The organism is Marivita sp. NO-S04 (assembly GCF_059070475.1).
On record NZ_CM180980.1, the window covers coordinates 660,020 to 686,324 of the forward strand.

General features: G+C 60.2%; 20 protein-coding genes, 1 tRNA gene, 2 pseudogenes and 1 other annotated feature. Of the genes and pseudogenes, 14 read left to right on the forward strand and 9 right to left on the reverse strand.

The features are described 5' to 3' along the window. The first annotated feature begins 21 nt into the window (after window positions 1-21). Complete coding sequence (gene ychF / locus ACK3EW_RS03510) at window positions 22-1,119, forward strand: redox-regulated ATPase YchF (protein WP_493808471.1); 1,098 nt, start codon at window positions 22-24, stop codon at window positions 1,117-1,119. Here ychF and ACK3EW_RS03515 read toward each other — a convergent pair whose 3' ends face one another. Next, complete coding sequence (locus ACK3EW_RS03515) at window positions 1,120-2,397, reverse strand: NADH:flavin oxidoreductase/NADH oxidase family protein (protein WP_493808472.1); 1,278 nt, start codon at window positions 2,395-2,397, stop codon at window positions 1,120-1,122. Window positions 2,398-2,512: 115 nt separating this feature from the next. On the opposite strand from ACK3EW_RS03515, the gene ACK3EW_RS03520 reads away from it, so the two are divergent. Then, window positions 2,513-2,602: transfer RNA gene (locus ACK3EW_RS03520), tRNA-Ser, on the forward strand. Window positions 2,603-3,123: 521 nt separating this feature from the next. Further along, window positions 3,124-3,765, forward strand: coding sequence for a hypothetical protein (locus tag ACK3EW_RS03525; RefSeq protein ID WP_493808473.1), 642 nt, complete (start codon window positions 3,124-3,126; stop codon window positions 3,763-3,765). Window positions 3,766-3,845: 80 nt separating this feature from the next. Here the strand turns inward: ACK3EW_RS03525 and ACK3EW_RS03530 are convergent. Further along, window positions 3,846-5,080 (reverse strand): IS3 family transposase gene (locus ACK3EW_RS03530; RefSeq protein WP_493808251.1). Its coding sequence is split into 2 segments (ribosomal slippage): window positions 3,846-4,780 and window positions 4,780-5,080, totalling 1,236 coding nucleotides; the frame shifts between segments, so codons are not numbered across the junction. Next, window positions 4,677-4,793 (reverse strand) — a sequence feature (AL1L pseudoknot). (Overlaps the previous gene by 117 nt.) 47 nt (window positions 5,081-5,127) lie before the next feature. Between ACK3EW_RS03530 and ACK3EW_RS03535 the strand changes: the two are divergent. Together ACK3EW_RS03535 and ACK3EW_RS03540 are read left to right on the forward strand one after the other, a co-directional pair. Next, window positions 5,128-5,472: pseudogene (locus tag ACK3EW_RS03535) on the forward strand (integrase core domain-containing protein); the annotation flags it as partial. Window positions 5,473-5,587: 115 nt separating this feature from the next. Further along, complete coding sequence (locus ACK3EW_RS03540; protein WP_493808474.1) at window positions 5,588-5,716, forward strand: hypothetical protein; 129 nt, start codon at window positions 5,588-5,590, stop codon at window positions 5,714-5,716. A gap of 49 nt (window positions 5,717-5,765) precedes the next feature. On the opposite strand, the gene ACK3EW_RS03545 is transcribed toward ACK3EW_RS03540, so the two are convergent. After that, the gene (locus ACK3EW_RS03545; RefSeq protein WP_493808475.1) at window positions 5,766-6,791 is read right to left on the reverse strand and encodes a helix-turn-helix domain-containing protein; all 1,026 of its coding nucleotides are present in this window, start codon (window positions 6,789-6,791) and stop codon (window positions 5,766-5,768) included. A 186-nt stretch (window positions 6,792-6,977) separates the two neighbouring features. Here ACK3EW_RS03545 and ACK3EW_RS03550 point away from each other — a divergent pair, with 186 nt between their 5' ends. The 5 genes from ACK3EW_RS03550 (at window position 6,978) to ACK3EW_RS03570 (ending at window position 12,459) form a co-directional block, all read left to right on the forward strand. Continuing rightward, window positions 6,978-7,436 (forward strand): (2Fe-2S)-binding protein, encoded by a 459-nt coding sequence (locus ACK3EW_RS03550; RefSeq protein ID WP_493808476.1) that lies wholly within the window; start codon window positions 6,978-6,980, stop codon window positions 7,434-7,436. A gap of 3 nt (window positions 7,437-7,439) precedes the next feature. Further along, on the forward strand, window positions 7,440-9,683 hold the full coding sequence (locus ACK3EW_RS03555) for a xanthine dehydrogenase family protein molybdopterin-binding subunit (protein WP_493808477.1): 2,244 nt from the start codon (window positions 7,440-7,442) through the stop codon (window positions 9,681-9,683). A 91-nt stretch (window positions 9,684-9,774) separates the two neighbouring features. Further along, on the forward strand, window positions 9,775-10,410 hold the full coding sequence (locus ACK3EW_RS03560) for a cysteine hydrolase family protein (RefSeq protein WP_493808478.1): 636 nt from the start codon (window positions 9,775-9,777) through the stop codon (window positions 10,408-10,410). Further along, complete coding sequence (locus tag ACK3EW_RS03565) at window positions 10,407-10,946, forward strand: hypothetical protein (protein WP_493808479.1); 540 nt, start codon at window positions 10,407-10,409, stop codon at window positions 10,944-10,946. The genes ACK3EW_RS03560 and ACK3EW_RS03565 overlap by 4 nt, the downstream gene beginning before the upstream one ends. Window positions 10,947-11,064: 118 nt before the next feature. Then, a complete protein-coding gene (locus ACK3EW_RS03570) occupies window positions 11,065-12,459 on the forward strand; it encodes an MATE family efflux transporter (protein ID WP_493808480.1) in 1,395 nt (464 codons plus the stop codon). Window positions 12,460-12,963: 504 nt separating this feature from the next. Here the strand turns inward: ACK3EW_RS03570 and ACK3EW_RS03575 are convergent. From ACK3EW_RS03575 to ACK3EW_RS03595, 5 genes and pseudogenes are all read right to left on the reverse strand, one after another. Then, window positions 12,964-13,963: pseudogene (locus tag ACK3EW_RS03575) on the reverse strand (IS110 family RNA-guided transposase). A 391-nt stretch (window positions 13,964-14,354) separates the two neighbouring features. After that, complete coding sequence (locus ACK3EW_RS03580) at window positions 14,355-14,735, reverse strand: carboxymuconolactone decarboxylase family protein (protein WP_493808481.1); 381 nt, start codon at window positions 14,733-14,735, stop codon at window positions 14,355-14,357. A gap of 4 nt (window positions 14,736-14,739) precedes the next feature. Next, on the reverse strand, window positions 14,740-16,194 hold the full coding sequence (locus tag ACK3EW_RS03585) for an aldehyde dehydrogenase family protein (protein WP_493808482.1): 1,455 nt from the start codon (window positions 16,192-16,194) through the stop codon (window positions 14,740-14,742). Next, window positions 16,187-17,275: an aromatic ring-hydroxylating oxygenase subunit alpha gene (locus tag ACK3EW_RS03590; RefSeq protein WP_493808483.1), complete on the reverse strand. Its 1,089-nt coding sequence runs from the start codon at window positions 17,273-17,275 to the stop codon at window positions 16,187-16,189. The genes ACK3EW_RS03585 and ACK3EW_RS03590 overlap by 8 nt, the downstream gene beginning before the upstream one ends. Further along, window positions 17,272-18,159, reverse strand: coding sequence for a MurR/RpiR family transcriptional regulator (locus ACK3EW_RS03595; protein ID WP_493808484.1), 888 nt, complete (start codon window positions 18,157-18,159; stop codon window positions 17,272-17,274). The genes ACK3EW_RS03590 and ACK3EW_RS03595 overlap by 4 nt, the downstream gene beginning before the upstream one ends. Window positions 18,160-18,230: 71 nt before the next feature. On the opposite strand from ACK3EW_RS03595, the gene ACK3EW_RS03600 reads away from it, so the two are divergent. From ACK3EW_RS03600 to ACK3EW_RS03610, 3 genes are read left to right on the forward strand one after another with little or no spacing between them, the layout of a single operon-like run. Then, complete coding sequence (locus ACK3EW_RS03600) at window positions 18,231-20,687, forward strand: FAD-dependent oxidoreductase (protein WP_493808485.1); 2,457 nt, start codon at window positions 18,231-18,233, stop codon at window positions 20,685-20,687. After that, the gene (locus tag ACK3EW_RS03605; RefSeq protein WP_493808486.1) at window positions 20,684-21,832 is read left to right on the forward strand and encodes a mandelate racemase/muconate lactonizing enzyme family protein; all 1,149 of its coding nucleotides are present in this window, start codon (window positions 20,684-20,686) and stop codon (window positions 21,830-21,832) included. Before ACK3EW_RS03600 ends, ACK3EW_RS03605 begins: the two co-directional genes overlap by 4 nt. Before the next feature lie 4 nt (window positions 21,833-21,836). Then, a complete protein-coding gene (locus ACK3EW_RS03610; RefSeq protein ID WP_493808487.1) occupies window positions 21,837-23,129 on the forward strand; it encodes an aspartate aminotransferase family protein in 1,293 nt (430 codons plus the stop codon). Window positions 23,130-23,772: 643 nt separating this feature from the next. Here ACK3EW_RS03610 and ACK3EW_RS03615 read toward each other — a convergent pair. After that, window positions 23,773-25,704 (reverse strand): FAD-dependent monooxygenase, encoded by a 1,932-nt coding sequence (locus ACK3EW_RS03615; RefSeq protein WP_493808488.1) that lies wholly within the window; start codon window positions 25,702-25,704, stop codon window positions 23,773-23,775. A gap of 149 nt (window positions 25,705-25,853) precedes the next feature. On the opposite strand from ACK3EW_RS03615, the gene ACK3EW_RS03620 reads away from it, so the two are divergent. Then, window positions 25,854-26,300, forward strand: a complete 447-nt coding sequence (locus ACK3EW_RS03620) for a MarR family winged helix-turn-helix transcriptional regulator (protein WP_493808489.1) — start codon at window positions 25,854-25,856, stop codon at window positions 26,298-26,300. The last annotated feature ends 5 nt before the right edge of the window (window positions 26,301-26,305 follow it).

A 26,305-nucleotide genomic window follows, 5' to 3' on the forward strand; every position in this document is an offset into this window, starting at 1 on the left:
GCAAGATCAGGAGAGATTGACATGGGCTTCAAGGTGGGAATCGTGGGTTTGCCGAACGTGGGCAAATCGACCCTCTTCAACGCGCTCACCAAGACCGCAGCGGCGCAGGCGGCGAATTTCCCGTTCTGCACGATCGAACCCAATGTCGGTGACGTGGCTGTCCCCGATGCACGGCTGGATCGACTGGCCGATATCGCGAAATCCAAGCAGATCATCCCGACGCGCATCACGTTCGTCGACATTGCCGGTCTGGTCAAAGGTGCCTCCAAGGGCGAAGGTCTGGGCAACCAGTTCCTGGCCAACATCCGCGAGACCGACGCCATCGCCCATGTGCTGCGCTGCTTTGAGGATGGTGACGTGGTACATGTGGACGGCCGTGTCGATCCGGTAGCTGATGCCGAAACCATCGAGACCGAGCTGATGCTTGCCGATATCGAAAGCCTTGAAAAGCGGTTGCAGAACATCGTCCGCAAGGTGCGCGGCGGCGACAAGGAGGCGGTGCAGCAGGAACGCCTGATGCGCGCCGCTTTGGCCGCGCTTGAAGAGGGCAAACCCGCCCGCACCGTTCCCGTCGATGACGAGGACCGCAAATCGTGGGACATGCTGCAACTGCTGACCACCAAGCCGGTGCTTTATGTCTGCAACGTCTCCGAGGCGGATGCCGCCGACGGCAACGCGCTGTCCAACGCGGTGGGTGAAATGGCGGCGGCACAGGGCAACAGCCATGTCGTCATCTCGGCCCAGATCGAGGAAGAGATCAGCCAGCTGGACGAAGACGAAGCACAGGAATTCCTGTCGGAAATGGGCCTCGAGGAACCCGGCCTCGACCGCGTGATCCGTGCGGGCTACCAGCTCTTGCAACTTGAGACCTACTTCACCGTCGGCCCGAAAGAGGCCCGCGCCTGGACGATCACCAAAGGCACCGCCGCCCCGCAAGCCGCAGGCGTGATCCACGGCGACTTTGAGAAGGGCTTCATCCGCGCCGAAACCATCGCCTATGACGATTACGTCTCGCTTGGTGGAGAAAACCTGGCCAAGGAAGCAGGCAAGATGCGCGCCGAAGGCAAGTCCTACGTCGTCAAGGATGGCGACGTGCTGCACTTCCTCTTCAACACCTGATCAGCCGAATTTGCGGCGCAACCCCTTGAGCGTTGTTGTGGTGAGATACCAAAGGAACGTGCCGAGGGTGCTGTTGCGGTGGATGGTCTGCGGCGGCTCCCCCCGCGACATGCGGGTCATCTGCCACGCGTAATATTCAACGCTGGACACCGTGTTGATCAGGTTCACGAACCAGTTTTTCGTGCTGGCCCCCAGCGACCCGGTGCCCAGCATCAACCCGCTTTCGTCAATGCCAACTTGACGCTTTGTTCCGTTGATCAGCTTGCCCGCCGCATCCGGGTCAATGCACAGCGGACGTGCCAGACCGATCATGTCGATGCCGTCTTCGATCAGTGCCTGTTCCATGGCCTCGGCGCTGCGAAACCCGCCGGTGACCATGATCGGAACGCTGACCGCCTTACGCAGCTTGCGTGCATACTCAAGGAAATACGCCTCGCGCTTTCGGGTGCTGTCGCGCTGTTCGGTCGCGTCCGTGCCGTTAACGAAACTCATCTGCTCGTAAGTGCCGCCCGACAGTTCGATCAGGTCGATCCCGTCGTCCTCAAGCCACATCGCGACACAGGTGCTGTCTTCTAGGCTGAACCCACCTTTCTGGAAATCCGCCGAGTTCAATTTGACCGCTACGGGAAAGCCCGAACCAACGGCGGACCGCACCGCCGCATAAACCCGCCGCAGGAACCGCGCGCGGTTTTCGACCGACCCGCCCCATTGGTCGCTGCGCCGGTTTGTGATCGGCGACAGGAACTGGCTGATGAGGTAGCCATGGGCAGCATGTATCTGGACGCCGTCGAACCCGGCCTCCTGCGCGATCTGCGCCGTTGTGGCATAGCGCTGGATCGCATCCTCGATATCGGCCTCGGCCATTTCTTTCGGCGTGCCGAACAGACCCAGTATCTTCAATTTTTCGCCCGAAGGAGACAGCGGTTTTGTGTTGACGACGATGGGGCATTGGCGGCCGGGATGGCTGATTTGCATCCAGATCTGGCTGCCTCCCGATTTGCCCGCCGCCGCCCAGGATGTCAGCGCAGTCATGTCGCGCCGGTCCTCAACCACCACATTGCCGGGCCGTTCCAGATATCGGCGATCAATCATCACGTTGCCGGTCACCTGCACCGCCATCCCGCCTTTGGACCAACGGGCATAGAGCGTGTCATGGGCCGAGTTCGGCGCATCGTCCGGGCGAGCCAGAGCTTCGGTCATGGCGCTTTTTGCGATGCGGTTGGCCAGTCTGACGCCAATGGGCAAGTCAAGCGGCGCGGCAAGAGGGGAAATGGCCATGAGGCGTGATCCTTTCGTCGGCGTTCGGCGCTTCGCTCATCGGTCATAGTCTTTTCGCACGCGGTTGGTCAATTTGGCCTTGTCCCCGCCTGCACGCTTCCTTAAACGGGTCGGCGGAGACGTGGCCGAGTGGTCGAAGGCGCTCCCCTGCTAAGGGAGTAGGCCCGGAAGGGTCTCGAGGGTTCGAATCCCTTCGTCTCCGCCATTTTCCTCAGAATCGATTTCTCACAACATACTGATAGTAGGAAGAAATTCGGCGTTTTCGCGCTGATGGCGGTGTTTGGTCCGCTTGATTTGCTGCACATTTCGCTACAAAATTTGCTGCACAAACGCGGAGGATTTCCGCCGTGAGCATTGCCAAACGAGGCCGTCTCTACCGCCGCCGCGTTCCGCGCCGGTATCGCGGGGTTGAGCCGCGCGAAACGGTCTGGATCAGCCTGCATACCGACTCGGAGACGGTCGCGCACAGCAAGGCAGATCGCGCATGGAGCCAGATGATTGAGGCGTGGGAGGCCCGTCTGGCCGGGAACAGCGCCGACGCGGAAGCGCGCTACGAGGCCGCCCGAGACCTGGCCCGAGCGCGGGGCTTTCGGTATCTGGATGCGGGGGCCGTCGCCAAGCTGCCGGTCGAAGTTGTTATTGAGCGCGTCGAGGCGATCCCCCCCGGCGAACCAGCCCGGCGCCATCGAGGCCGCGGCCCTTCTGGGCACCGTTCCAAAGCCGCGCATGACAGCCAGCAAGGCGCTGGAACTTTACTGGAAGCTCGCCAAGGAGAAGACGCTCGGCAAGAGCGAGGATCAACTCCGCCGCTGGGAAGCGCCGCGCAAGAAGGCGGTGAAGAACTTCGTCGCGATCATCGGCGACAAGGAGATCGCCAACATCACCCGCGACGACATGCTCGACTTCTGTCAACACTGGCTCGACCGGATCGAGGCGGGCGAGGTCACAGCGAACTCGGCCAACAAGGACCTGATCCACCTCGGCGACGTCTTGAAGACCGTGAACACGATGAAGCGGCTTGGAATGGTGCTGCCGCTGGGCGAGTTGTCCTTCAAGGAGGGCGAGAAGCAGACTCGTCCGCCGTTCAGTGAGGAGTGGATCAGGACGCGGTTGCTCGCGCCCGGTGCGCTCGACGGGTTGAACGGCCAGGCGCGCGCTTTGCTGCTGGGGATGATCAACACCGGCTACCGCCCATCTGAAGGAGCGGCGCTGACGGTGGACACGATCCGGCTCGACTGCGACGTGCCGCACATCTCCATCGAACCGGAGGGACGGCAGTTGAAGAGCCACTACGCTCGCCGCGTGATCCCGCTGACCGGTGTCTCTCTGAACCGCCCCGGGTTTACCGGAGAGTTTCTGGTTCAATAGTTAGGCTGCTTTTTCGTCAGCGTTCAAGCTTGCGTAGAATGAACCGCCCCGGGTTTACCGGAGAGTTTCTGGTTCAATAGTTAGGCTGCTTTTTCGTCAGCGTTCAAGCTTGCGTAGAATGCCTCCTCTGCTTCTTGTGGCGTGATGTAACCGACGGCGCTGTGAAGGCGGGTGTTGTTATACCAGTCGACCCATTTCAGAGTTTCCCATTCGACCTGACCGACCGACTTCCAGGGGCCGAGGAACTTGATGACCTCGGTCTTGAACAGGCCGATGATGCTTTCGGCGAGGGCATTATCATAGGAATCGCCGACGCTTCCGACCGAGGTATCGATGCCGGCCTCTGCGAGCCGCTCGGTGTATCGGATCGACAGGTATTGGCTGCCACGATCACTGTGATGGATCAATTTGTCAGCCTCAGACGGCGCCCTCTGGCAGATGGCCTGGTTCAGGGCATCCAAGACGAAACCAGTCGTCATCGAGGTCGAGACCCGCCAGCCAACGATCTTGCGGGCGAAGACGTCGATGATGAAAGCCACGTAGACCATTCCTTGCCAGCTGGAAACATAGGTGAAGTCGCTGACCCAAAGCTGGTTTGGCATGTCCGCCACGAAGGCTCGGTTTACCTTATCGTGCGGGCAAGGTTGTGCCGTATCGGGGTTGGTGGTGATCACCTTCTTGCCCCGCACAACGCCTTGTAATCCCATGACCTGCATCAACCTCTCCACCGTGCAGCGGGCGATATCATGGCCACTGCGGCGTAGCTGGTGCCAGACCTTGCGCGCGCCATATCGGCCCCGGCTGCCCTCGAAGGCCTGCTTGATCGCAGCCATGTCCAGCTGATCCTGCCTGGCCCGGTCCGATGCCAGATCCGGATCACGCTCCACGGCCTTGAAGGCGTAATAAGTCGATGGTGCGATCCCCAGAACCCGGCAGATCGGCCCGACACCATGGACACAACGGTGATCATCAATGAACGCGATCATTTGCGGAATGGGCGGTCGAGCTCCGCCGCTGCGAAATATGCGCTGGCCTTCTTCAGGATCTCGTTGGCCTGGCGCAGTTCACGGACCTCACGCTCAAGTTCCTTGATCCGATCCTTCTCGGCACTTGTCAGACCGGCCCGCTGCCCGGCATCGCGTTCGGCCTGCTGACACCAGACCCGCAGACTGTCCGGCGAACAGCCAAGCTTCGGCGCGATGGCCTTATAGGCGGCCGTATCGCTGGAATAATCGGTACGGTTCTCTCGAAACATCCGAACACCGCGTTCGCGAAGCTCGGCCGGATAGGCGGGGGTGAATCTCTGCTTTGTCATAGGGCTCATCCTTTGAGTGTTTTACTCTCCGGTAAACCCGGGGCGGTTCAGATCTGTTCATCCTGCGTGGCCCACCAGAATAAATAAGATCCGACAATGGCCCGGAATTTATCGCTCAGAAGGTACGGGACTGGATCGCAGCGGTTGGTGCCACGACCGCTTATATCGAACCGGGTTCACCCTGGGAAAACGGCTACTGCGAAAGCTTCAACGGCAGGTTCCGCGAAGAGTTGTTAAATGGTGAAATCTTCTACAGCTTGAAGGAAGCCCAAATCCTGATCGAGCAATGGCGCATCCACTACAACACGGTCAGGCCGCACAGCGCATTAGGATATCGGCCGCCAGCGGCGGAAAGCATCGTCCCGATAGACCTCAGGCCAACGATGCACTAACATTTAAACCGGACCACCCGATGGGGGCACGCCAATTTGGGGAACACTCGTCGCCTATAACGCCGTTGGGGCCTTTGACTATTCGCAAGGTCTTATCACCCAAATGATCAGCCCAATGCCGGTCGAAATGGCCTCTGCCACGACTGTCTATCTCGGAATTGGCCTGTTCATGTGCTTCCAGCTTGTGGCACTCGGGTTGCTGTTCCGCAGTGATGTGATCGCCGAATTCAACGGGCAGAGCTGATGTGCGAGGTTCTGCCCGTACACAAGCCTGCGCCGCAATGACATCGACTTCATTCCGCTTTGCCTGCCTGTATCTTTGATGACGCCACTGTTTCGCGAAAGGCAAAGGGGGCCTGTCCCGTCCACCGGCGGAAGCTTCTCGAAAAGCTGTTGGCGTCGCGGTAGGCGAGGACGCGAGCGATCTCGTCGGCGCGCAGGTTGGTTTTGGTGAGATACCGGATCGCGATGTCGCGCCGCGTGGCGTCCAGCACCTCCTGATACGACGTGCCGTCCTCTCGCAATCTCCGCTGCAATGTGCTGCGGCTGAGCCCGATCGCCTGGGCCACGTCTTCGGCCCCTGTGCGCCCGGCAGGCATAAGGTTTACCAAGGCTCCGCGCACCCGATCAGCGATTGGCCAGCGGTCATTCTGAGCTGCCAATTGAAGCTTGAGATCCGCCTCGACATCGGACCAGAGCGCTGGGTTCTCAGAGATGAAGCGGCGTTTTGCGTCCTCGGGTGAAAAGGCCACATAAGCGGCCTGCGACCGCTCGGGCATGATCCCCAGATGACCGGCAATCATGCGCCGGTCCGCCTCTGATCCATCGAAGCCTGCAGCCACCGGGCAGACATGGTGGGCAGTTGCTCCACGCATGTTTTCGACGCCGACAACGAGTTGCAGGGCACCTAGACTAGGCGGCATCGGCACGCGCGCATCGACGCTATCGTATTCCAATCTGAGCAGCCCGCCCTCCCAGAATACCCGCATAAGCGTCGGACCGAGCAGCGTCTTGAACTGCGCCAGACGCATCAGCCCGGTTTCCATGTCGGGGGCGCAGGACAGAGTGAAAAAGACCGGGATCACCGGCCCGCGCGAGATCGCAACACCCAAGTGGGGAACATAATCGGGGCGCGGCGACAGAACCTCCATGGTGTTCCAGAAGTCAAAATACTGCTGCGCCGTACCTCGCAACTCGGCCCGGCCGTAGGGAAGCGCGCCAAGCCCCGCGGTCTCGAGCATCAGCATCGGATCGACATTAAGGATGCGGCAGGCCACGTCAGTCGCCATGAAAAGGGAATAGGTCGGTTCTGTGTCCATGGCCTCGATCTTTGAACTGTTCATGCCTGCATGCCACGGGCCAGGGATCGCCGCCAGATGTCGGCGGGTCCGTGACCGGATTTGCTTGCCCGTGACCGTATCTGCATATCGCCGCCCGGTTTCGCCAGACTTACGCTGGTTTCAACGATGCGTTGCGCGTCTTTCTCATCCCGGCCGGAGAACGCCATGGACCTTACGATAAACGGCACTGCTCACAAAGTAGATCTGCCAGAAGACATGCCGCTGCTCTGGGCGCTTCGAGACGGTTTGAACGTCACCAGCGTCAAATACGGCTGCGGCATCGCACAATGCGGCGCATGCACCGTACATATCGACGGTGAGGCCGTGCGCTCTTGCCAGGTGGCCCTGGGCGACGTCTGGGGCGAGATCACGACGATCGAGGGGCTGGGGACACCGGACGCGCTGCATGTGATCCAGCAAGCATGGATCGAAAACCAGGTTGCGCAATGCGGTTACTGCCAATCCGGCCAGATCATGCAGGCCGCTGACCTGCTGTCCCGCAACCCCGAGCCAACGGATGACGATATCGACGCCGCGATGTCGGGCAACCTGTGCCGGTGCGGGACATATCCCCGCATCCGCGCGGCCATCCATGCCGCCGCCACCGCGATGCGGGAGATATGAGCCATGGGACGTGTCAGAACCATTGCCCGCCGCAGCTTTCTGATCGGGGGCGCCGCCATTCTCGGCGGGGTTGCCTTCGGGGCCTATTTCGTGACTCGGCCCACGCCAAATCCGTTGCTGGATAATCTGACCGAGGGCGAGGCCGCGCTTACCCCCTTCGTCAAGATCACGACGGACGGGATCACGCTGATTGTGCCGCGCGCCGATGTAGGCCAGGGTATTGCCTCGACCCAGGCCATGCTGATCTCCGAGGAACTGGATATCGATCCGGCCACCGCCACGCTCGACCCCGGTCAGCCGCATCAGGCCTATTTCAACGGCACTGTTGCGGCGGACGGTTTGTCTTTTCCGGGATGGGACGAGGGGTTCGTCGCGGAGACGGTGCGCGACCTGATGATGAACGTCGCGCGGCTTTCGGGGTCGCAATTCACCGGCGGGTCGTCCTCCACAGCCGATCTGCACGAAACCCTACGGCGCGCCGGCGCTACCGCCCGCGAGACGCTGAAGGCCGCGGCTGCGGCCCGGACGGGGGTGCCGCGCGCCGACCTACGGACCCAGGACGGTTACGTCGTCCTGCCAGACGGAACGCGCATCGCCTACACTGAGCTTGCCACAGAGGCGGCAGCGATCGATCCGGTGACCGACGTGGCCCTCCGCCCTGCCTCCGAATGGACACGGCTGGGCAAGCCCTATCAGCGGCTCGACATCATGGCGAAATCGACCGGCACCCAAGCCTACGGCATCGACGTGGCCTTGCCCGGGATGCTCTACGCTGCCGTCCGCGCCAATCCGGGGCGCGGCGGCGGTATGGCGCGCTACTCTGCCGATGCCGCGCTGGCGATGCAGGGCGTGCGGTCGGTCGTCGAGGTGGACGAGGGGCTGGCTGTCATTGCCGATAACACATGGTTCGCCTTCAAAGCCGCCGAGGCGCTTCAGGTTGACTGGCTCCCACCCGACTATCCGGCCAGCAGTACCGAGATGTGGCAGGCGCTCTCGAATGCGCACGCGGATGAGTTCCATAACAGCCGGTTGCGCGACGACGGCGATGTGGATGGGGCGCTGAACGGGGCCACCGTGATCGAGTCGGAGTACCGTACGCCCTTCCTTGCCCATGCTGCGCTCGAGCCGCTCAGCGCAACGGTGCTGGTCGAAAAAGATCGCGTGACGATCTGGACCGCGACGCAAGTCCCTCACGTGGTGCGGGACGCAGCCGCCGAGCTGACAGGCGTCGATGCGGCTAATGTCATCATCCACGCTCTGCCTGCGGGCGGAAGCTTCGGGCGTAGGCTCGACCAGGATTACGTGGTGCAAGCCATCCAGATCGCCGCCACCACGCCCGGCACGCCCATCAAGACCACTTGGAGCCGCGAAGAGGACATGAGCCACGATTTTCCCCGGCCCCTGCACATGGCGCGCGGGCGGGGCACGGTGGCAGACGGTCGCGTGCTTGCCTGTGATCTGGACACGATCAGTCCGTCGCTGGTGGCGTCCTGGTTCGGGCGCGTTTTCATCGTGCCGCCCGGCCCGGATGCGATGCTGGTCTGGGGCGCCTTTGACCAACCCTACGCCATTCCGAACTATCGCGTGACGGGTTATGCCGCGCCCCCGCTGATGCCAGTCGGGTCTTGGCGCTCGCCTGGGGCCTGTTCCAACAGCTTCTTCCATGAAAGCTTCCTGTCAGAACTGATCCACGCCTCGGGCGCCGATCCGCTGCAGGAACGGTTGCGCCTGATCAAACACGCGGACTCTCGCCGCGTTCTGGAGGCCGTGGGCGAAATGTCGAACTGGGCGGGCGCAGATATCGGTCCGGGGCGCGGACGCGGCATCGCTTTCGCCTACACACATGGCGTGCCGGTCGCCGAAGTTATCGACGTGACCATGACCGACCGGGGCTTGCGGATCGACGAGGTCTGGATCGCCGCCGATTGCGGCACCGTCTTCGACCCCGTCAACGCTGAGGCGCAGCTGACCGGCGCCGCGATCTTTGGCCTTGGCCACGCGATGAACTGCGAGCTGACCTACGAGAACCACGCGGTGCAGCAGACGAATTTCGACGCCTTCGAAGGGATGCGTTTGTACCAGACGCCGCGGTTCCACACCCGGCTTTTGGAGCGCGCCGAACGGGTGCGCGGTCTGGGCGAGCCTGCAACGGCCCCCGCCGCCCCCGCTCTGGCCGATGCCATCTTCGCGGCCACCAGCCAACGTCTGCGCGAGATGCCGTTCAACAAATTTGTGGATTTCGCATGAGGCGCACAACAGCCCAGGCCTCCCGGACCACCAAGACCGCATGCGCTCGGTCAGGATCGCCCTGTCCGCTTCCCCCTGAAAGGACCTGTCTATGACCGCAACCGAATACCCTCAAGGCACCACGGCGCTTCTGTGCATCGACCCGTACAACGACTTCCTTGCAGAAGGGGGAAAGATGTGGCCGGCCCTGAGCGAGGTCGCCACATCTGTCGAACTTCACGCGAACCTGGCACAGATCAGGGCGACCGCCCGCGAGGCGGGTCTGCCGATCTTCATCCTGCCGCACCACCGGCACCATGCCAGCGACTTTCAGGGTTGGGCGCACCTGACGCCGTCACAGGCCGCGGCACACGAGTATCAATTGTTCGCCGAAGGAAGTTGGGGCGGTGAATGGTATGACGGATTTGGCCCGGAAACCGGCGATATCGTCGTCAAGGAACACTGGGGCGCCTCCAGCTTTGCCAACACCGACCTGGACGTGCAGCTGCGCCAGCACGGGATCACGCATGTCCTCTTTGTCGGGCTGATAGCCAACACCTGTATTGAGACGTCAGCGCGCCACGCCGCCGAACTTGGCTACCACGTGACACTGGTCCGCGATGCCACGGCCGCCATGTCAATGGAAGCGATGCACGCCGCGCACGAGATCAACGGCCCGACCTATGCCCACGCCATTCTCACCACAGCAGAGGTCGTCGGAAAACTGGCCGCCGAAGACGCGGCGTGATTCTCGGGCATGCCGCCACGGCGCTGGTCGCGAAACGCGCTGCACCGGACATACCTTGGTGGCTTCTTCTGGTCAGCGCTTTCCTCATCGACATCGCGATGTTCACTTTCGTGGCGCTCGGCATAGAGACCATGGCCCCGACAGGAGCGGATGGCCCATCGCTCTCGACCAACATGACCGAGATGACCTTCAGTCATGACCTTGTTCCGCAGATTGGCTGGACGCTCCTGGCCGGTGCGATCGCCCATGCGGCGACAAGGCGGCGCATGTTCGCGCTGATCGCCATGGCATTGTCTTTGGGCCACTGGCTGGGCGACCTGGTGGCCGGTTATGGGCATCATGTATTCGGGCCGGACAGCCACCCCATCGGAACGGACTGGTATCATCTGAACCTGCCCGCGGCGCTGACATTCGAGGCCGCACTAGGGGCCATTTGTGTCCTTGTGTTCACCAGCAGGAGATCCGTCTCGACGGGCGCAAGGCTGGGGCTCTACGGTCTCTTCGGTATTTTGCCCTTCGCTTTCCTCGCCATCTGACCTCTACTCCCGAAAAGTCTGAAGCGTCAGCGGCAAACCACCCCGGCGCCGAAACCAACGGATCAGCCCTTCGCCGCAAAGGCAAGGCATATCGAACAGATCTCAATCAGGAGGCTTCATGGCCGAGACACGCGCCGTTTTCCTAGAGGGCAACCTCTTTCGCCACATCACGGTGATGGCGCTGACTTCGTCAGTGGGGCTAATGGCGGTCTTCGCGGTCGACTTCATCGACATGGTTTTCATCGCGATGTTGGGCAACGCCGAGTTGGCGGCGGCAGTGGGCTATGCGGGCGCGATCCTGTTCTTTACCACCTCCTTCGGCATCGGCATGGCCATTGCCGCGGGCGCGCTCGTGGCCCGGGCACTGGGACAGGGCGACGCGGAGCTGGCCCGCGCGCAAGCGGCGGCGGCGCTTGTGTGGGGCGTGGTCTTCGGCGGCATCTTCGCGGCGGCTGTCTGGATGAACCTCGAGGCGCTGGCGTCGCTTATGGGGGCCTCCGGCGAGACGCTGGATCTCGCCGTTCTATACCTTCGGATCATCGTACCGAGCCTGCCTTTCCTGATCGTCGGCATGGTGGGCGGCGCGATCCTGCGGGCGCATGGCGATGCGCGCCGCGCAATGATGGCGACGATCTGGGGCGCGCTGGTCAACGCAGTGCTCGACCCGATCCTGATCTTTGGGCTGGGGCTCGATCTGACCGGAGCGGCGCTGGCCAGCGTGGCGGCGCGGCTGGTGATCGCAGGCACAGCGCTGATCCCAATCTTTCGCCACCACGGGGGGCTGGTGCGGCCTGGCATCCCCGAGATGTGGGTCGCCTTCGTGCCCATCGTGACCATCGCCGCACCAGCGATCCTGACGCAATTGGCCACGCCCCTCGGACAAGCCTTCGTCACCCGGGCCATGGCGACCTTTGGTGAGGCGGCGGTGGCAGGCATGGCCATCGTAAGCCGGATGACCCCGGTGGCCTTCGGCGTGATTTTCGCGCTGTCCGGCGCAATCGGTCCGGTAATCGGCCAGAACTTCGGCGCGGGGCGGATGGACCGGGTGAGGCGGGCCTGGCGCGACGGGCTGCTGTTCTGCGGCATCTTCACGGTGGCCATGACCGCGATCCTCTTTGCTCTGCGCGGCTCGATCATCGCACTCTTCGAGGCCGAAGGTGTCACGCGCGACCTGATCGTGCTCTTCTGCGGCCCGCTGGCGCTGGCGTTTTTCTTCAACGGGGTGATCTTCGTCGCGAACGCAGCGTTCAACAACATGGGTCATCCGTTCCGCTCCACCTGGATCAACTGGGGACGACACACACTGGGGACGGTACCCTTCGTCTTGGCGGGCGGCGCGCTGTTCGGCGCGACGGGTGTGCTGATCGGGCAGGCCGTGGGCGGTGTGATCTTTGCCGGCGTGGCAGCTGTCATGGTTCGGCAAATGATGGCTGGAGAGGCCGGAGCGCCCGACACCGAAAAACCTTTCGACCGCCAGGCGCGACTCATGAGCCTGATGCACCGTCGCCGATGACGCGGTCAGGCATCGAAAAAGTGCATCTTCCATGCGGAGACCTGCGGGTGATGGCTGCATGGGGCTGGCGCAATCAACTGCAGTATGCACATCCCCGCCCCAAAAACCTCCGAACATCACGCAAAAATCGGCTGAAGTTGGATTCGTGGATTGCTTTCACAGAAATATATGGCTGCGCGCCTGGACCTCGAACGTACGGTTCCGAACATTACCTCTGATCTAATAACCTTTGCAGCGAAGGTCGGCTCTGAGCCGATTTTGTTCTCTAATCTGTCAATGCGCGTTTTCTGAACTTCCTTCATCTTGCGTCTGAGGTTGCCTTTGTTCTCTTCGAACTCGGTGGTTCATGATGGGGTTGGCTGGGTGTGTGACGGCAAGGTGGAAACCGCAATTGGCCGGTTTAGGCTGTTGCTACAGAATCGTCGCCGTGTCTCACGCCCTCCCTCGAACATCCCGGATGGGGCTCTGATTTAGGTATCCTCTAGTTGTTCGTCGCGACCGCCGTTAAATGGTCTGGAATTCAGTTTCGTCTCGCATCATTGCATGCATGATGACGGCGAGTCGTCTTGCCAGTGCCACTCTGGCTTTTCTCATCGTGGACCGTGCGCCGATTGCCCTGGCCCAGTCCTTGAGTTCCAGCGATGCCGCCGACCTGGTCAGCATCACATTGGCAGCTTCATACAGCAGCGTTCGAACTCTAACATCGCCACGCTTTGAGATGCTGCCTGTGGATTGGTATCGTCGTGGAACAAGCCCAAGATAAGCGCCTACATCGCGCGACCTTTTGAAGCGCGCCGGATCATCGATTGCCGCTGCAAAGGCCAAGGATGTGATCGGGCCTACGCCAGGGACTGTCATCAGACGCGAACAGACCTTGGATGCGCGTGCCATCTTCTTCATGTCCGCATCGATCGCTGCAATTGCGCTGAGCATTGCTTCGCGTGCTGCGAATAGGCCGGACAGAGCGGCATGCAAACCTGGCACACCGTCACTGACTTTCAGTGCTGCATCTTTGAATGCCGGTGATAAGGCCCTGGGCAGCCGCACACCAAACACGACCACCAGGCCTCGGATCTGATTGTCGATGGTCACACGTTGCCCGACTAGCTTCTTGCGGGCTGCGATGAACGAACGGACTGCGTGAGCCGACAAAGACTTTACGTGCGTTGGTTTGTAGAACCCCGTGCGCGCGAGATGTGCCAGGCCACGAGCATCGTTACGATCTGTCTTGTGTCCAGCCAGCGACTTCAGCGCTTGATATGCCTGTCTGCTTTCAATGCACACTACTCGGACGCCATGTTCGACAAGCCCGTGATAGAGCATCGGTGCCATTCGGCCCGTCTCGAAGACGACCGTGTTCACACGGCTGGCCACCGCCTAGAAAGTCTGCGATCGCAGCTGGTGATGAACGCGTTTTCCCTTCTCGTATCAGTGCGCCCTCGCGATCAAGGACACAAATATGCGTCTCCTCCATTGGGACGTCCAAGCCAGCAAAATGTTCCATCTGTCAGTTCCTCTCTGAATGTTGCCCGTCCAGTGTAACGGGCGCTGAGCAGAGAGAGACCGAGATTACTCCATGTCGAAAAACTCGGTCTCTGAGCGTGAACGGTCAAGACAGTAGAATATCCTCCCGCAGAACTCCCTTTTTCAAACGTCATTTTCTGAAGGGGCATTCCTTAGAACAGTGTTCCAGGAATTTCAGACAATCTTCGTCTGTCTGAGTGTTTTCAAAACAATCAGCCCAGAGTCACCGATGCTGCGGAGCGCACAGATGCCTCGGATCAACAATAGAGCAGTCACTGGCCATTTTTCGGCGACAGTCGCTGACCGGCACGTCCTCGTCTGCCCGAGAATCCCCTCGCGCTTTCGCGGGCTTGTTGAGATGTCCTCTGTTGTCAGCCCTCTGCCAGAACCCGCCGGGCCACGCGGAAGCATTCCAGCGCTTGCGGCACGCCGCAATAGATGCCGATCACATGGATGATTGCGCGGATTTCATCCTGAGAAACACCGTTGTTGATTGCTCCGCGGCAATGGGTTTCCCATTCGTGCATTTTGCCGAGGGCCCCGATCATTGACAGGTTCATCATGGAGCGTGTCTTTGCGTCGATCACATCATCGCCCCACCCAAAGCCCCAGCACCAGGCTGTCATCGCCTCCTGAAACGGGCGGGTGAAATCGTCCGCCGCTGCGAGATTTTTCTCGACATATTCCGCGCCCAGCGTCGCCTTGCGATGCGCCAGCCCTTTCAGGAACAGGTCTTCGTCGAATGCGCTCATGGTGTTATCCTTTCAGCCGGATTGCGATGTTCTTAGTCTGGACATAATTCCAAAGCGCCTCGCGGCCCTTTTCGCGTCCATAGCCGGATTTGCCATAGCCGCCAAAGGGTGTTTCAACGCCGCCTGCATACCATTCGTTGACAAACACCTGTCCGGCACGGAGTTGCCGCGCGGCGCGCGTGGCGCGGTCCAGATCGGTGGTGAAGACACCGGCGACCAATCCGTAATCAGTGCTATTGGCGATTTCGATAGCTTGGGCGTCGTTGCGGAAGGGCAAAACAGACAGAACTGGACCAAAGACTTCCTGTGTCGCGATTTCCATATCGGGTGTTACGCCGGTCACCACGGTTGGCTCAACGAAAGCACCGGGGCGATTGAGCTTGTGTCCGCCTGCGGCAACCTGCGCGCCCTGTTCTTCGGCACGGGTGATCATGCCAAGCGCCCGGTCGCGCTGCGTGTCGCTAACCATGGACCCCATATTGGCGCCAAACTCCGTGCGGTCGATGCCGGGTCCGACCGAGAGCGACTTGGCGACAGACACCGCACGCTCGACCAGCTCATCATGTCGGCTTTCATGGACAATCACGCGCGACATGGCCGAGCAGACCTGGCCGGCGTTGAAATAGATGCCCCAGCGGATGTCATTCTCAAAGGCGTCCAGATCAGCGTCGTCATGCACGATTGCGGCCGATTTGCCGCCCAACTCCAGCACGCAAGGCACGACATTTTGCGCCGCTGCTCTGGCGATGGCGATGCCAGTCGGCACTGATCCCGTAAAGACAATCTGGTTGACGTCCGGATGTGCAGCCAGTGCCGCGCCCGCATCGCGCCCAAGACCGCAAAGCACATTGACCGCGCCTGGCGGGAAGCCCGCAGCCTCTGCTGCGCGGGCAAGGTAGGCGTTGGTCAGCGGTGTCAATTCGGGCGATTTGATCACACAGGCATTGCCGGTGGCCAGAGCGGCAGAAAGCGACCGGGCGGTCATCTCGACCGGGTAGTTCCATGGTATGATCTGGGCCGAGACACCAAAGGGTTCGTATTCAGTCCAGTCCATGTAACCCGCGCCGAGTGGTATCGACCGGCCTTCGACTGTGCTGGCCTGATTGCCGTAATATTCGAAATAGAGCGCGGCCCCTTCGACTTCGATCATCGACTCCCAAAGCGGCTTGCCTTGTTCGAGCGTCAAGACACGAGCGACCTCATCCTTGTGATCGAGAAGGTAAAGCCCCATCGCTTGCACCATGCGGCCTCGCTCGATCGGGCGCATCGCCGTAAGTGCGCTGGACCGATGGACACGCTTAGCCGCCTGAACAGCGCGGTCCACATCGGCCGCGTCGGCGAGGGCGTGCTCTGCGATCCGTTCACCGGTCGCGGGATTGGTCACGTCGATCCGGCCAGCGCCACCATTGACCCATGCGCCGTCGATATAGTTCTGCCAATAAGCTTGAAGTTCAGCCATCGACGGCCTCTCTCATCCACCGCTGCAGGTGCAGGATGGAATGCTCCGAGTTTACTCCGCAACCGGGATCGACAACCAAAGGCCCGGGTACATAACCGCGCGATTTCAGGCCACGCTGAACGGACTCAACAAGGTGGATGTCTTCCTCAACCGTCGTGGCGCGGTCCTGTTGCGCCATACGGCGGACCGTTTCGTCGTCGTAGCCCCCGACCGAATACCAGCCGCGCCAGACCACCACGTGATCGGCATCCACCGCACGCCAATGGTATGTGTTCAGCAGGTTTCCCGGATAGACTTGGAAGGAAAACATCGGCCAGAGGAACCATGACGAATACTTGTCATGGTTGGCGAACCCGCTGTCGATGTCATAGGTCATCTGGCTAAGGTCATTGCATTCCGTGGTGTGGCGCAGGCAGAACCCCTGCGGTTGGATGTCATAGGTTTCCGGTCGGATCACGCCGGTGGCGAAGGTCGGATGGTTCAGCGTGCAGTGATAGCATTCGGAATAATTCTCGACCGAGACCTTCCAGTTGCAGTTCTCGGGGATCTCCACCCATTCGAGCGGTTTCAACTCGCTCCAATTGGGGACAAACTCCTCCAATTCAGTCAGCACATTCGGAAACCAAGTGTCCATCGGCTCGGCGTTGGGATCGAGATTGACGAAAACGAAGCCAAGGAACACCTCGGTGCGCACTTCGGTCAGACAGATTTTGGAGGCGTCAAAGCCCGGCACCGATTTGGCATTCGGCGCAGCGCGAAGCTTGCCTGTCAGTTCGTAAGTCCATGCGTGATAGGGGCAGACCACGACGCGGGTGCTGCCTGCACCGCTGACAAGCTGATGGGCGCGGTGCTGACATACATTGTAAAAGGTGCGGATTTGACCATCCCGGCCTTTGATGGCGAAAAGGCTTTCATCGCCCAGATCGAACGCGACATAGTCACCGGGGTTTTCCAATTGGCTCGCATGGCAGGCAAATTGCCATGTGCGCGCCAGAAGTCCGGTTTTTTCGACCTCGAAGATCTGTGGATCTGTGTAGTACCGCGCGTCAAGTGACCGGATCGGACCTGTTTCATCCTTCATTCCGGCTCCTCCAAGTAGATGCCAAGCTGATGTCGGCGCTGGTGAAATCTTTCGACCCGGTCGACGATCTCGTCGCTGGCCACTGCGATCACGAAGCTGAGCAGTGTCTCCAGCAGCGCGATGGTAGACACGGACGATGGAAAAAACTGTGGTGTGTCGACAGCGACGACAAAGCCGTGATCGGCGGCGCGGATGATCGGGCTGGCGGGGCTGTCGCTGAGGCCGATGATGGTCAGGCCCTGTTCGCGGGCCACCTCGATGGCAGCCACGACTTCAGTGCGGTATGGCCGCATCGACATGGCAATCAGGACATCGCGTTTGTCCGCCCACGCCAGATCATCCGTCGGTGTAGAGCCAGGGCGGGGAATAGCATGAAATTGCACCATGCCGGTCGAGGCAAGGTAGGTAAAGTTGCGTGCATTGGCGTTGTTCACGCCAACGCCCAGCGTAAAGACCTGACGGCTGGACCAGATCGCTTCTGCGGCGGACTTCAAAGCGTCTGCGTCGATACCGGCAAAGGTCTCTTCGAGATTGCGAATCGCGCCTTCGACCATGTCGGCATAGAGCCCGCCCAGATCGCCCGACTTGCGGATATCCTGCAGCCAACGCGCCCGGTCGGGAAAGCTGACGGCACCCCTGCGGATCGCCTCGCGGAACGGAGCGCGGAAGTCTTCATAGCCTTCGAACCCCACCTGCCGCGCCATGCGGACAAAGGTGTTGGGTTTCACATTCGCCGCTTCGGCGATTTCGCGCACAGTCGAAACCCCCACGTCATTGGGGTTTTCCAGCACATAGCGCGCGGCTTTCTGCGCCTCGGGGGTCAAGGCGTCCCATTCTTCGGTAAGGCGCTCTAAAACGTGCGATGATACATTTGTTCCATTCATATTTGACATTGGTACAAACATACACTTAGCCTGTCCACAAGTTTCGCCTCTCCTGAGCAAAGGAATCGACAATGTCGGACAAGCAGTTTCCCAGCCACGCCCGTGTGGTCATCGTTGGCGGCGGTGTCATGGGGGTCGGCCTTGCCTACCACCTTGGACACGAGGGCTGGGGGGCAGATACCGTGCTTCTCGAAAAGGCGGAATTGACGAGTGGCAGCACATGGCACGCGGCCGGTCAGATCACGCATTCCACGTCGAGTTTCTCGTTGGGCAAATGCGTGGATTACAACATCGGCCTTTACTCGGGCGGGTTGGAGGCTGAGACCGGGCAGGCCGTGACATGGCATGGCTGCGGGTCATTCCGCCTTGCTTATACCGAGGACGAGATGGACTGGCTGCGCCACACCTTGTCGGTTGGCCGATCTCTTGGGTTCAACATCGAATTGGTCGGACCGAACCGGATTGCCGAACTGCACCCGTTCTACAATCTCGACGGTGTGCTGGGTGCGTTGCATACGCCCGACGATGGCCATGTCGATCCAACCAATGTGACAATGGCCATGGCCGCCGGGGCGCGGGCCAAGGGTGTGCGGATCATTCGCCGCTGTCGGGCGACAAATATCACGCAGCAGCCCTCGGGCGAATGGTTAGTGGAGACCGAACAGGGTGCCATCCTGTGCGAACATGTCGTCAACGCGGGTGGAACCTATGCTCGCCAGATGGGCGAATGGTCCGGTCTGCAACTGCCGATGACGTCGATGACACACCATTACTTCGTCACTGACGAGGTGCCGGAATTCCGCGACCTTGAGCGCGAACTGCCTGTGATCCGCGATGACCGCAAGGTGTCCGGCTATATCCGGATGGAGCAGAAGAAGGGCCTGATCGGGATCTACGAGAAAGCCAACCCCAACACGGTTTGGGAGGATCACTGCCCTTGGGAGGCCGAGAATGAGCTGTTCGCCGCCGACTATGACCGTGTCATGCCTTGGCTTGAGGAATCTCTGAACCGGATGCCAATCTTTGCAGAGCTGGGTATCAGCCGTGACGTTCATGGCGCCATCAGTCACCCGCCCGATGGCAACCCGCTGATCGGCCCCGCGCCGGGTGTGCGAAACTACTGGTGCTGTTGCGGCACGCAGATCGGCATTGGCTGGGGGCCGGGCCTGACCCGCGAATTGGCGCGCTGGATGGTGCATGGGGCTGCGGACATCTCGATGCGGGATTACGATCCGCGTCGGTTCGCGTCCTACGCGACCAAGGATTGGCAGGTTATTAAAGCAAAAGAAGATTACTGCCTGCGCCATGAAATCCCGTTCCCGCATTTCAACCGTCTTGCCGGGCGTCCCATAAAGCCGTCGCCGCTTTATGACACGCTCAAGGTTAAAGGCGCAGTGTTTGAGGAGGTTTACGGCTTTGAACGACCGCGCTGGTTCGCGCGGGCAGGAGTAGCGCAGGAAGACCACTACTCGTTCCGCCGCAGCGTCGTGGACGACATGGTCGCAGCCGAGGTCAAGGCGGTGCGCGAGTGGGTCGGGATCATGGATGTGACTGCCTTCACCAAGGTACTTGTCGAGGGGCCAGATGCCTACGCGCTGCTGGACCGCCTGACGGCGAACCGTATGCCGCAGAAGGTCGGGTCAATCACTCTGACCCATATGCTGAACCATCGCGGCCGGATCGAATTGGAAACAACCATCGTTCGGATGGCTGATGACCGGTTCTACCTCGTGTGTGCTGCTTTCTTTGAACAGCGTCTGCTGGATCATCTCGCTGCCCATCGCAACGGTGCGGATGTGACCGTCAGGGCGCTGTCCGACAGTTGGGGCGCGCTTAGTCTGAACGGGCCGAAGTCTCGCGATGTTCTTGGCGCTTGTACCGAAACGCGGCTCGACAATGCGGCATTCCGCTGGCTTTCGGCGCAGGAGATCATGATTGCCGGACACAGCGTTTGGGCGTTCCGCATGTCTTATGCGGGCGAACTCGGCTGGGAACTTCATATGCCATTTGCCGCCATGGCAGAGGTCTATACCGCGCTCTGGCAGGCGGGGCAGCCGCACGGTATCGCAGATTACGGCAGCTTCGCGATGAATGTGATGCGCATAGAGAAAGGCTTCAAGGGTGCAGGAGAGCTGACCAACGAGGTCACCCTCGCCGAGGCTGATGTGCTGCGATTTTCCCGGACCGACAAGGAGTATCTGGGCCGCGACAAGACCCTGAACACGCATTTGCCTTGGGTCTGTGCGTATCTCGAGATTGAACCGGACGGCGAAAAAGACGGCCACGGCGGCGAAGCTGTGATGCTTGATGGCACGGTTGTCGGTTCAACAGCCTCGGTTGTTTATGGCCACACGGTCGGGAAGATCCTTGCGTTTGCCTATCTCAAACCCCATGCCGCAAAGCCGGGAACCGCGCTTGAGGTGGTCATCCACGGCCAACCCCGCGCAGCCCGCGTACTTGGCGAACCGGCCTATGATCCGCAAAGCCTGGCACCGCGCGCCGACGTCGTTCAGGAACCCGCCGAGTGAACCGGATTGCCACCCCTGCGCTGTCTGCGGTTGGCATTGGTCAGCGCATCACGCGTCTGCGTCTTTGGCATGTGCCACTGACCAGTCACACCGCCTATTACATGGCCGAAGGCAAGACTTGCGACACGGTCGAAACGGTCGTCATCGCCGTCGAGACCGATGCCGGGCTGACGGGCTGGGGAGAGGTCTGCCCGATCCCGCATTATCTGCCCGCCTATGCCCGAGGAGTGGCTCCGGCCCTAGAGGAACTTGCGCCAGTGATCCTTGGCGGTGATCCTGTTGGGGCTGAGGCGCTGATGGCCGGCGCGGATGCCGTCCTGCCGGGCCACGTCTATGCCAAATCCGCCTTGGACATTGCCTTGTGGGATATCACCGGGCAGGTTGCCGGTTTGCCGCTTCACGCGCTTCTCGGTGGTCGGAGACAGGCGGACCTGCCACTCTATCACTCGATCACCTGCGTCGAGCCAGACGAGATGGCGCGGATCGCGCGAGAGGCGCAGGCGGAGGGGATCACTCAGTTTCAGGCCAAGCTCGGCGCATCCGGTGACTGGCAAACCGATGTCGAAAGACTGTCCAAGGTGCGCGAGGCGGTCGGCCCCGGCCCGTTGGTCTATGGAGACTGGAACTGTGGGGCGACCACGCTGGACGCCATCCGCGTCGGGCGTGCGGTGGCCCATCTGGACGTGATGCTGGAACAGCCCTGCGCCACGCTGGAGGACTGCGCACGGGTCCAATCGGCCACCGGCCTTCCCATGAAGCTTGATGAGTTGGCCCATGATACGGCTTCTCTCTTAGCGGCGCACAGGCTCGGCATCATGGATGCGGTCGCGCTGAAGCTGTCCAAGTTCGGTGGTCTGTCGGCGACGCGACGGGCGCGCGATCTTTGCCTGCATCTTGGTGCCAGAATGTGCATCGAATGCACGTGGGGCAGCGATATCGTGACCGCCGCCGCGCTGCATCTGGGTGCAGCCACGCCGCCTTCCCGTGTTCTGAACGTCTGCGATCTGTCAGGTTACGTCAGCCCGCGCCTTGCCCCTGACGCGCCAACCCGAACCGATGGCCGCATCGCACCGCCTGATGGTGCAGGCCTTGGCATCACCGTTGATCAAGACTGCCTTGGCGCACCCGACTTGATATTGGATTGACCTCATGAACCGCATTTACACCCAAGCCGATTGGGTCAACCGGGCCCGCAAAGTGCTTCCCGCCGCCGGTTTCGGCAATTTCGACGCCTCCATCGTGATTGCGCGGGGCGAAGGCAGCCGCGTCTGGGACGAAGATGGCAAAGAATATGTCGATTATTTGATCGGCTCCGGTCCGATGTTGCTGGGCCATGGTCACCCTGAAGTCATGGAAGCGGTGCTGGAACAACTGCCAAACGGCATGACGTTCTTCGCCAACAACGCCAAGGGTATCGAACTGGCCGAAGCGATCGTCGACGCTGTGCCGTGTTGCGAACAGGTACGATTCGTTACATCGGGCGGCGAGGCGGATATGTATGCCATCCGTATTGCCCGCGCCTATACTGGCAAGCCGAAAATCCTGAAATTCGAAGGCGGGTATCACGGCATGTCTGCCGAGGCACAAATGTCGCTCGCGCCTGCACAACAGGTCAACTTCCCCACGGCTGTCCCCGACAGTGCCGGCATCCCAAAGGGTGTTGCCGACGAGATGCTGATCGCGCCGTTCAATGATCTTGAGGCCGTCGCCTCGCTTCTCAACGAACACAAGGATGTTGCCGCAATCATCGCCGAGCCCTTGCAGCGCATCATCTCCGCCCAGCCCGGCTTCCTGCAGGGATTGCGCGATTTGTGCGATAAACACGGCGTGCTGCTGATCTTCGACGAGATCGTCACCGGTTTTCGCCTTGCCTACGGCGGTGCCCAGGAATGGTATGGCGTGACGCCAGACATTTGCACGCTGGGCAAGATCATCGGGGGTGGCTTTCCTCTGGCCGCCTTGGGCTCGAGTACCGAGATCATGGCACACTTCGACAAGAACGTCGTGGGGCCGGAGAAGTGGCTAATGCAGCTTGGAACACTCTCGGGCAATCCGGTCGCCGCGGCTGCAGGGCTCAAGACAATGGAAATTCTCCGGCGTCCGGGCCAATATGAGCGGCTGCGCGACCTTGGGCAGACATTGATGGACATGCAGTCTGCAGCGCTTCGTCAACGGGGGATCAAACACAAAATCTGCGGTGACCCAACCCTTTTCGATATCTACTTCACCGATGCCGATCCGGTTGACTATCGAACCGCCAAACATAGTGATCCAAAGCTCAATGAGGTCTGGAACAGCACCTTGCGTGCCCACGGTGTCTTCAAATCGCCAGGAAAACTCTATCCATCGCTGGCATTGGAAAATGACGACTTGGAATTGACGAGGTCGGCGTTCAAGCATGCAGCACATGCTGTGTCGGAATATGGAATAGCACCGACGTGATCTGAACACGGGTGAATTGCTCAGACTGGAATGAATGACTGCAGTGCATTTCAGACCAGACCTACCCAAACGCAGATCAAACGGCGGATTGGTCCGCTCTGCCGACCTTGCAAAGCACGTTGATTTCGCGGGCGCAGCGAACGGCTGGTTCGACAAGCCGCACCGCAGCATATTGACGCGGTGCTAAGAGTCCGGATAGGGTTGGGAGCGTCGGTTTCCAGAACCTGCTCTGAGGTACGACACTTCAGAATGTTCGCGGACATGAGCGCGAAATCCCTCAGTCTCACAAATGGTCGATTCTCAGCATCAGGTTACTCTGCTCAAAGGCTATGAGGAGACGAAACCACCTAATTCTGCTGCACATTTCGCAACGCACTACTAGCGCGCATCCAGTAAAATAGTCACTTAAGTGGTTGATAAAAAAACGTTCTTACTGCGCATCTGCCACATATTGTGTTGAATATGGTGTCAGTCCTCAATTTTCCATATCCGTTTGAATTGGGGTAGACTTAGGGGTGCAGATCACCTCTCGTCCGCCACGGTTCTTTGTCCCTAATCGCAAAATGTGGTCTTGAAGGACGGGCATCGTTTCTTTTGAAATCCCGGAGACATGGACCATTGTGCACGAAATCGTCGCGGACGATCAGTGCGCGTCGTTGGGCAGAAAGATATCGTTGCAGAAACGGGCCAGAGCATTGAACGCGTCGAGTGGTAGGATGTGTGCGACGTATTGGTCGGGTCGAACGAGGATCATGCAGCCGTTGTTGCGGTGGATGCCGCGCATTTCGAAGATGTCTTGCCCAAGTTTGTGATCGACACAAAAGACTTTTTCAAAGTCACGCAGACCGTATCGACCTTTGGCTGGCCGCAGTAGGGATGGCATTTCTTCGTAGTTTAGTGTCGTAAATTCCTGCTGGAAGATGGCGCGCAGATCAATCAGCGCGTCGATGTCCTCGCCTTTGCGGTTGAAGCGCCGCAGCGGAGAGTGCGGATCGGTTTTCAGCCATGTGCACAAGGTGACAATCGCCCCGGTATCGTGCCCCTTGTCGTCCTTGCCGGCAAAGGCATATAGCCGCCAGCGTCCATCGGCCTCGGCAATGTGGCCCAACTGCATGGGCTTGGCATCGGCCAAGCGGAGCACAGGGGCCGAATGAAAGCGTTTGCCGATGATTTGGCCTGTTGCAAGGTGTTGATGCTCTGGCGCTGCGATAAGGTTGGAAGGGTCATAGTGCACCGCCAGCCCGCCGGTAAACTCTAGGTTTTCGATAAACTGCTTCTGGAAACGCGGCATTTCCGAGCCGTCGAGTTCTGACTCGCCCGGAGGTGCGCTCATGATCCGCGCCCATTTGTGATCGGTCTCGACAAGGCGTTTGGCTTCTTCCAGCCGTTCGGCGGAATAGCTGTGCAAGAGGCTCGCATGGGACCTTCCGGTCAACACATGCGCCAGTTTCCAACCAAGGTTGAAGGTGTCGCCCATGGAAACGTTCATGCCCTGTCCGGCCTTGGGGCTGTGGGTGTGACAGGCGTCACCTGCGGTGAAGACACGCGGGGTGCGGGTGGCTGTTTCGCCCGCGGGCACATCGTCAAATTTGTCGGTCAGGCGATGCCCGATTTCATAGATCGACCACCAGACAACCTCTTTCACGTCGATGGTGTAGGGGCGCATGATCCGGTTGGCAGCGGCAATGATGTGATCCGAGGTCAGGTTGCGGTTCGAAACCCGTTCGTCCGGGTTGAGCTTGTCCAGCTCGACATACATTCGAAACAGGTAGCCGCCCTCACGCGGGATGATCAGAACGTTGCCTTCCTTAGCGGACTGGATCAGGCATTTCCGGCGGAGGTCGGGGAAGTCGGAATTGGCGAGGATATCCATCACCCCCCAAGCCTGATGTGCTGCGTCGCCATGCAGCTTGCCGCCGATCGCTGTGCGGACGTTGCTGCGTGCTCCATCGCACCCGACGACATAATTCGCGCGCACCGTGATGGTGTCGGTTGCAGTGCCATCTTCGGTCACCCTGTCCAGCGTGACGATCACCGGGTGGTCATCGGTTTCCGTGTCGATCTCAAGATCGATGACGCGCAGCCCGTAATGGGGTTCGAGCCGCGTCGGCGATTTCTTCATCACATCGAGAAACAGCTGGTGGATGCGCGCCTGGTTCACAATGGTGTGCGGCATCTCGGACTGATCGTCCGCGACATCCTGTGCAATACCAACCCTGTGGATGTTCTGAGGCGCTGAAGGAACGGGTTTCCAGAAGGTGGTCTGGTTCACCCAATAGGCCTCGCGTTTTACCTTGTCGGCAAAGCCAAAAGCTTGAAACATCTCCATCGACCGGACGTTGACGCCGTCGGCTTGGCCCTTTTCCATTGGTCCGTGTTTTGGCTCGACGATCATTGTGGTGATCTCCGGGACACCAGCCAACTGAGCGGCAAGGCAAAGACCAGCAGGACCGCACCCAGCGATCAGTACATCGACTTTTGCGGGCACCACATCACTGCGCAAGCGATAGCGATTGGTGGCAGGGGCTTTGACGTCGGGGTCGCCCGGTCTGAATCCATCGACATAGTATTGCATGGTGGTGGTGCTCCGTGCTTGCCCATCGTGTCTGTATTTTAGTATCTATACTTACCAATTTTGCAATCGTAAAGGTATGTACACTTACCTTTTTATGTGGTGCTGTCGTGATGCGCTGTTTTCAGTGCAGACCAACCAATGAGGGCCTCATGAAAGCAAAGAACATGGCGGGGCATGTGATCCGGCAGTTGCATCAGATGTCGACGCAGGTTTACGCAAGTCGCATGCAGGCAGCCGGGTTCGACCTTACCCCAGTGCAATTCGCTGCAATGGATGCTTTATCGGCGCAGCCGGGATTGGATCAGGCCACGATTGCCGCCAGTATCGCCTGTGATCGTGCGACGACAGGTGGGGTCATAGATCGGCTCGAGCAGAAGGGCCTTGTGGAGCGGGTGGTGAACGAAAAAGACCGCCGCGCCCGTGTCGTCACATTGACAGATCAGGGGCGTGACCTGTTTCAGCAAGCCTTGCCGATCGTTGCGGGATTGCAGGTGGATATCCTTCAAGCGCTCAGTCCTGACGAAAGGAGCGATTTCCTGCGCCTTGCGAAAAAGGCAGTCCAAGGCGCGCAGGATGGGGACGCGCCCCGGACATGACCACC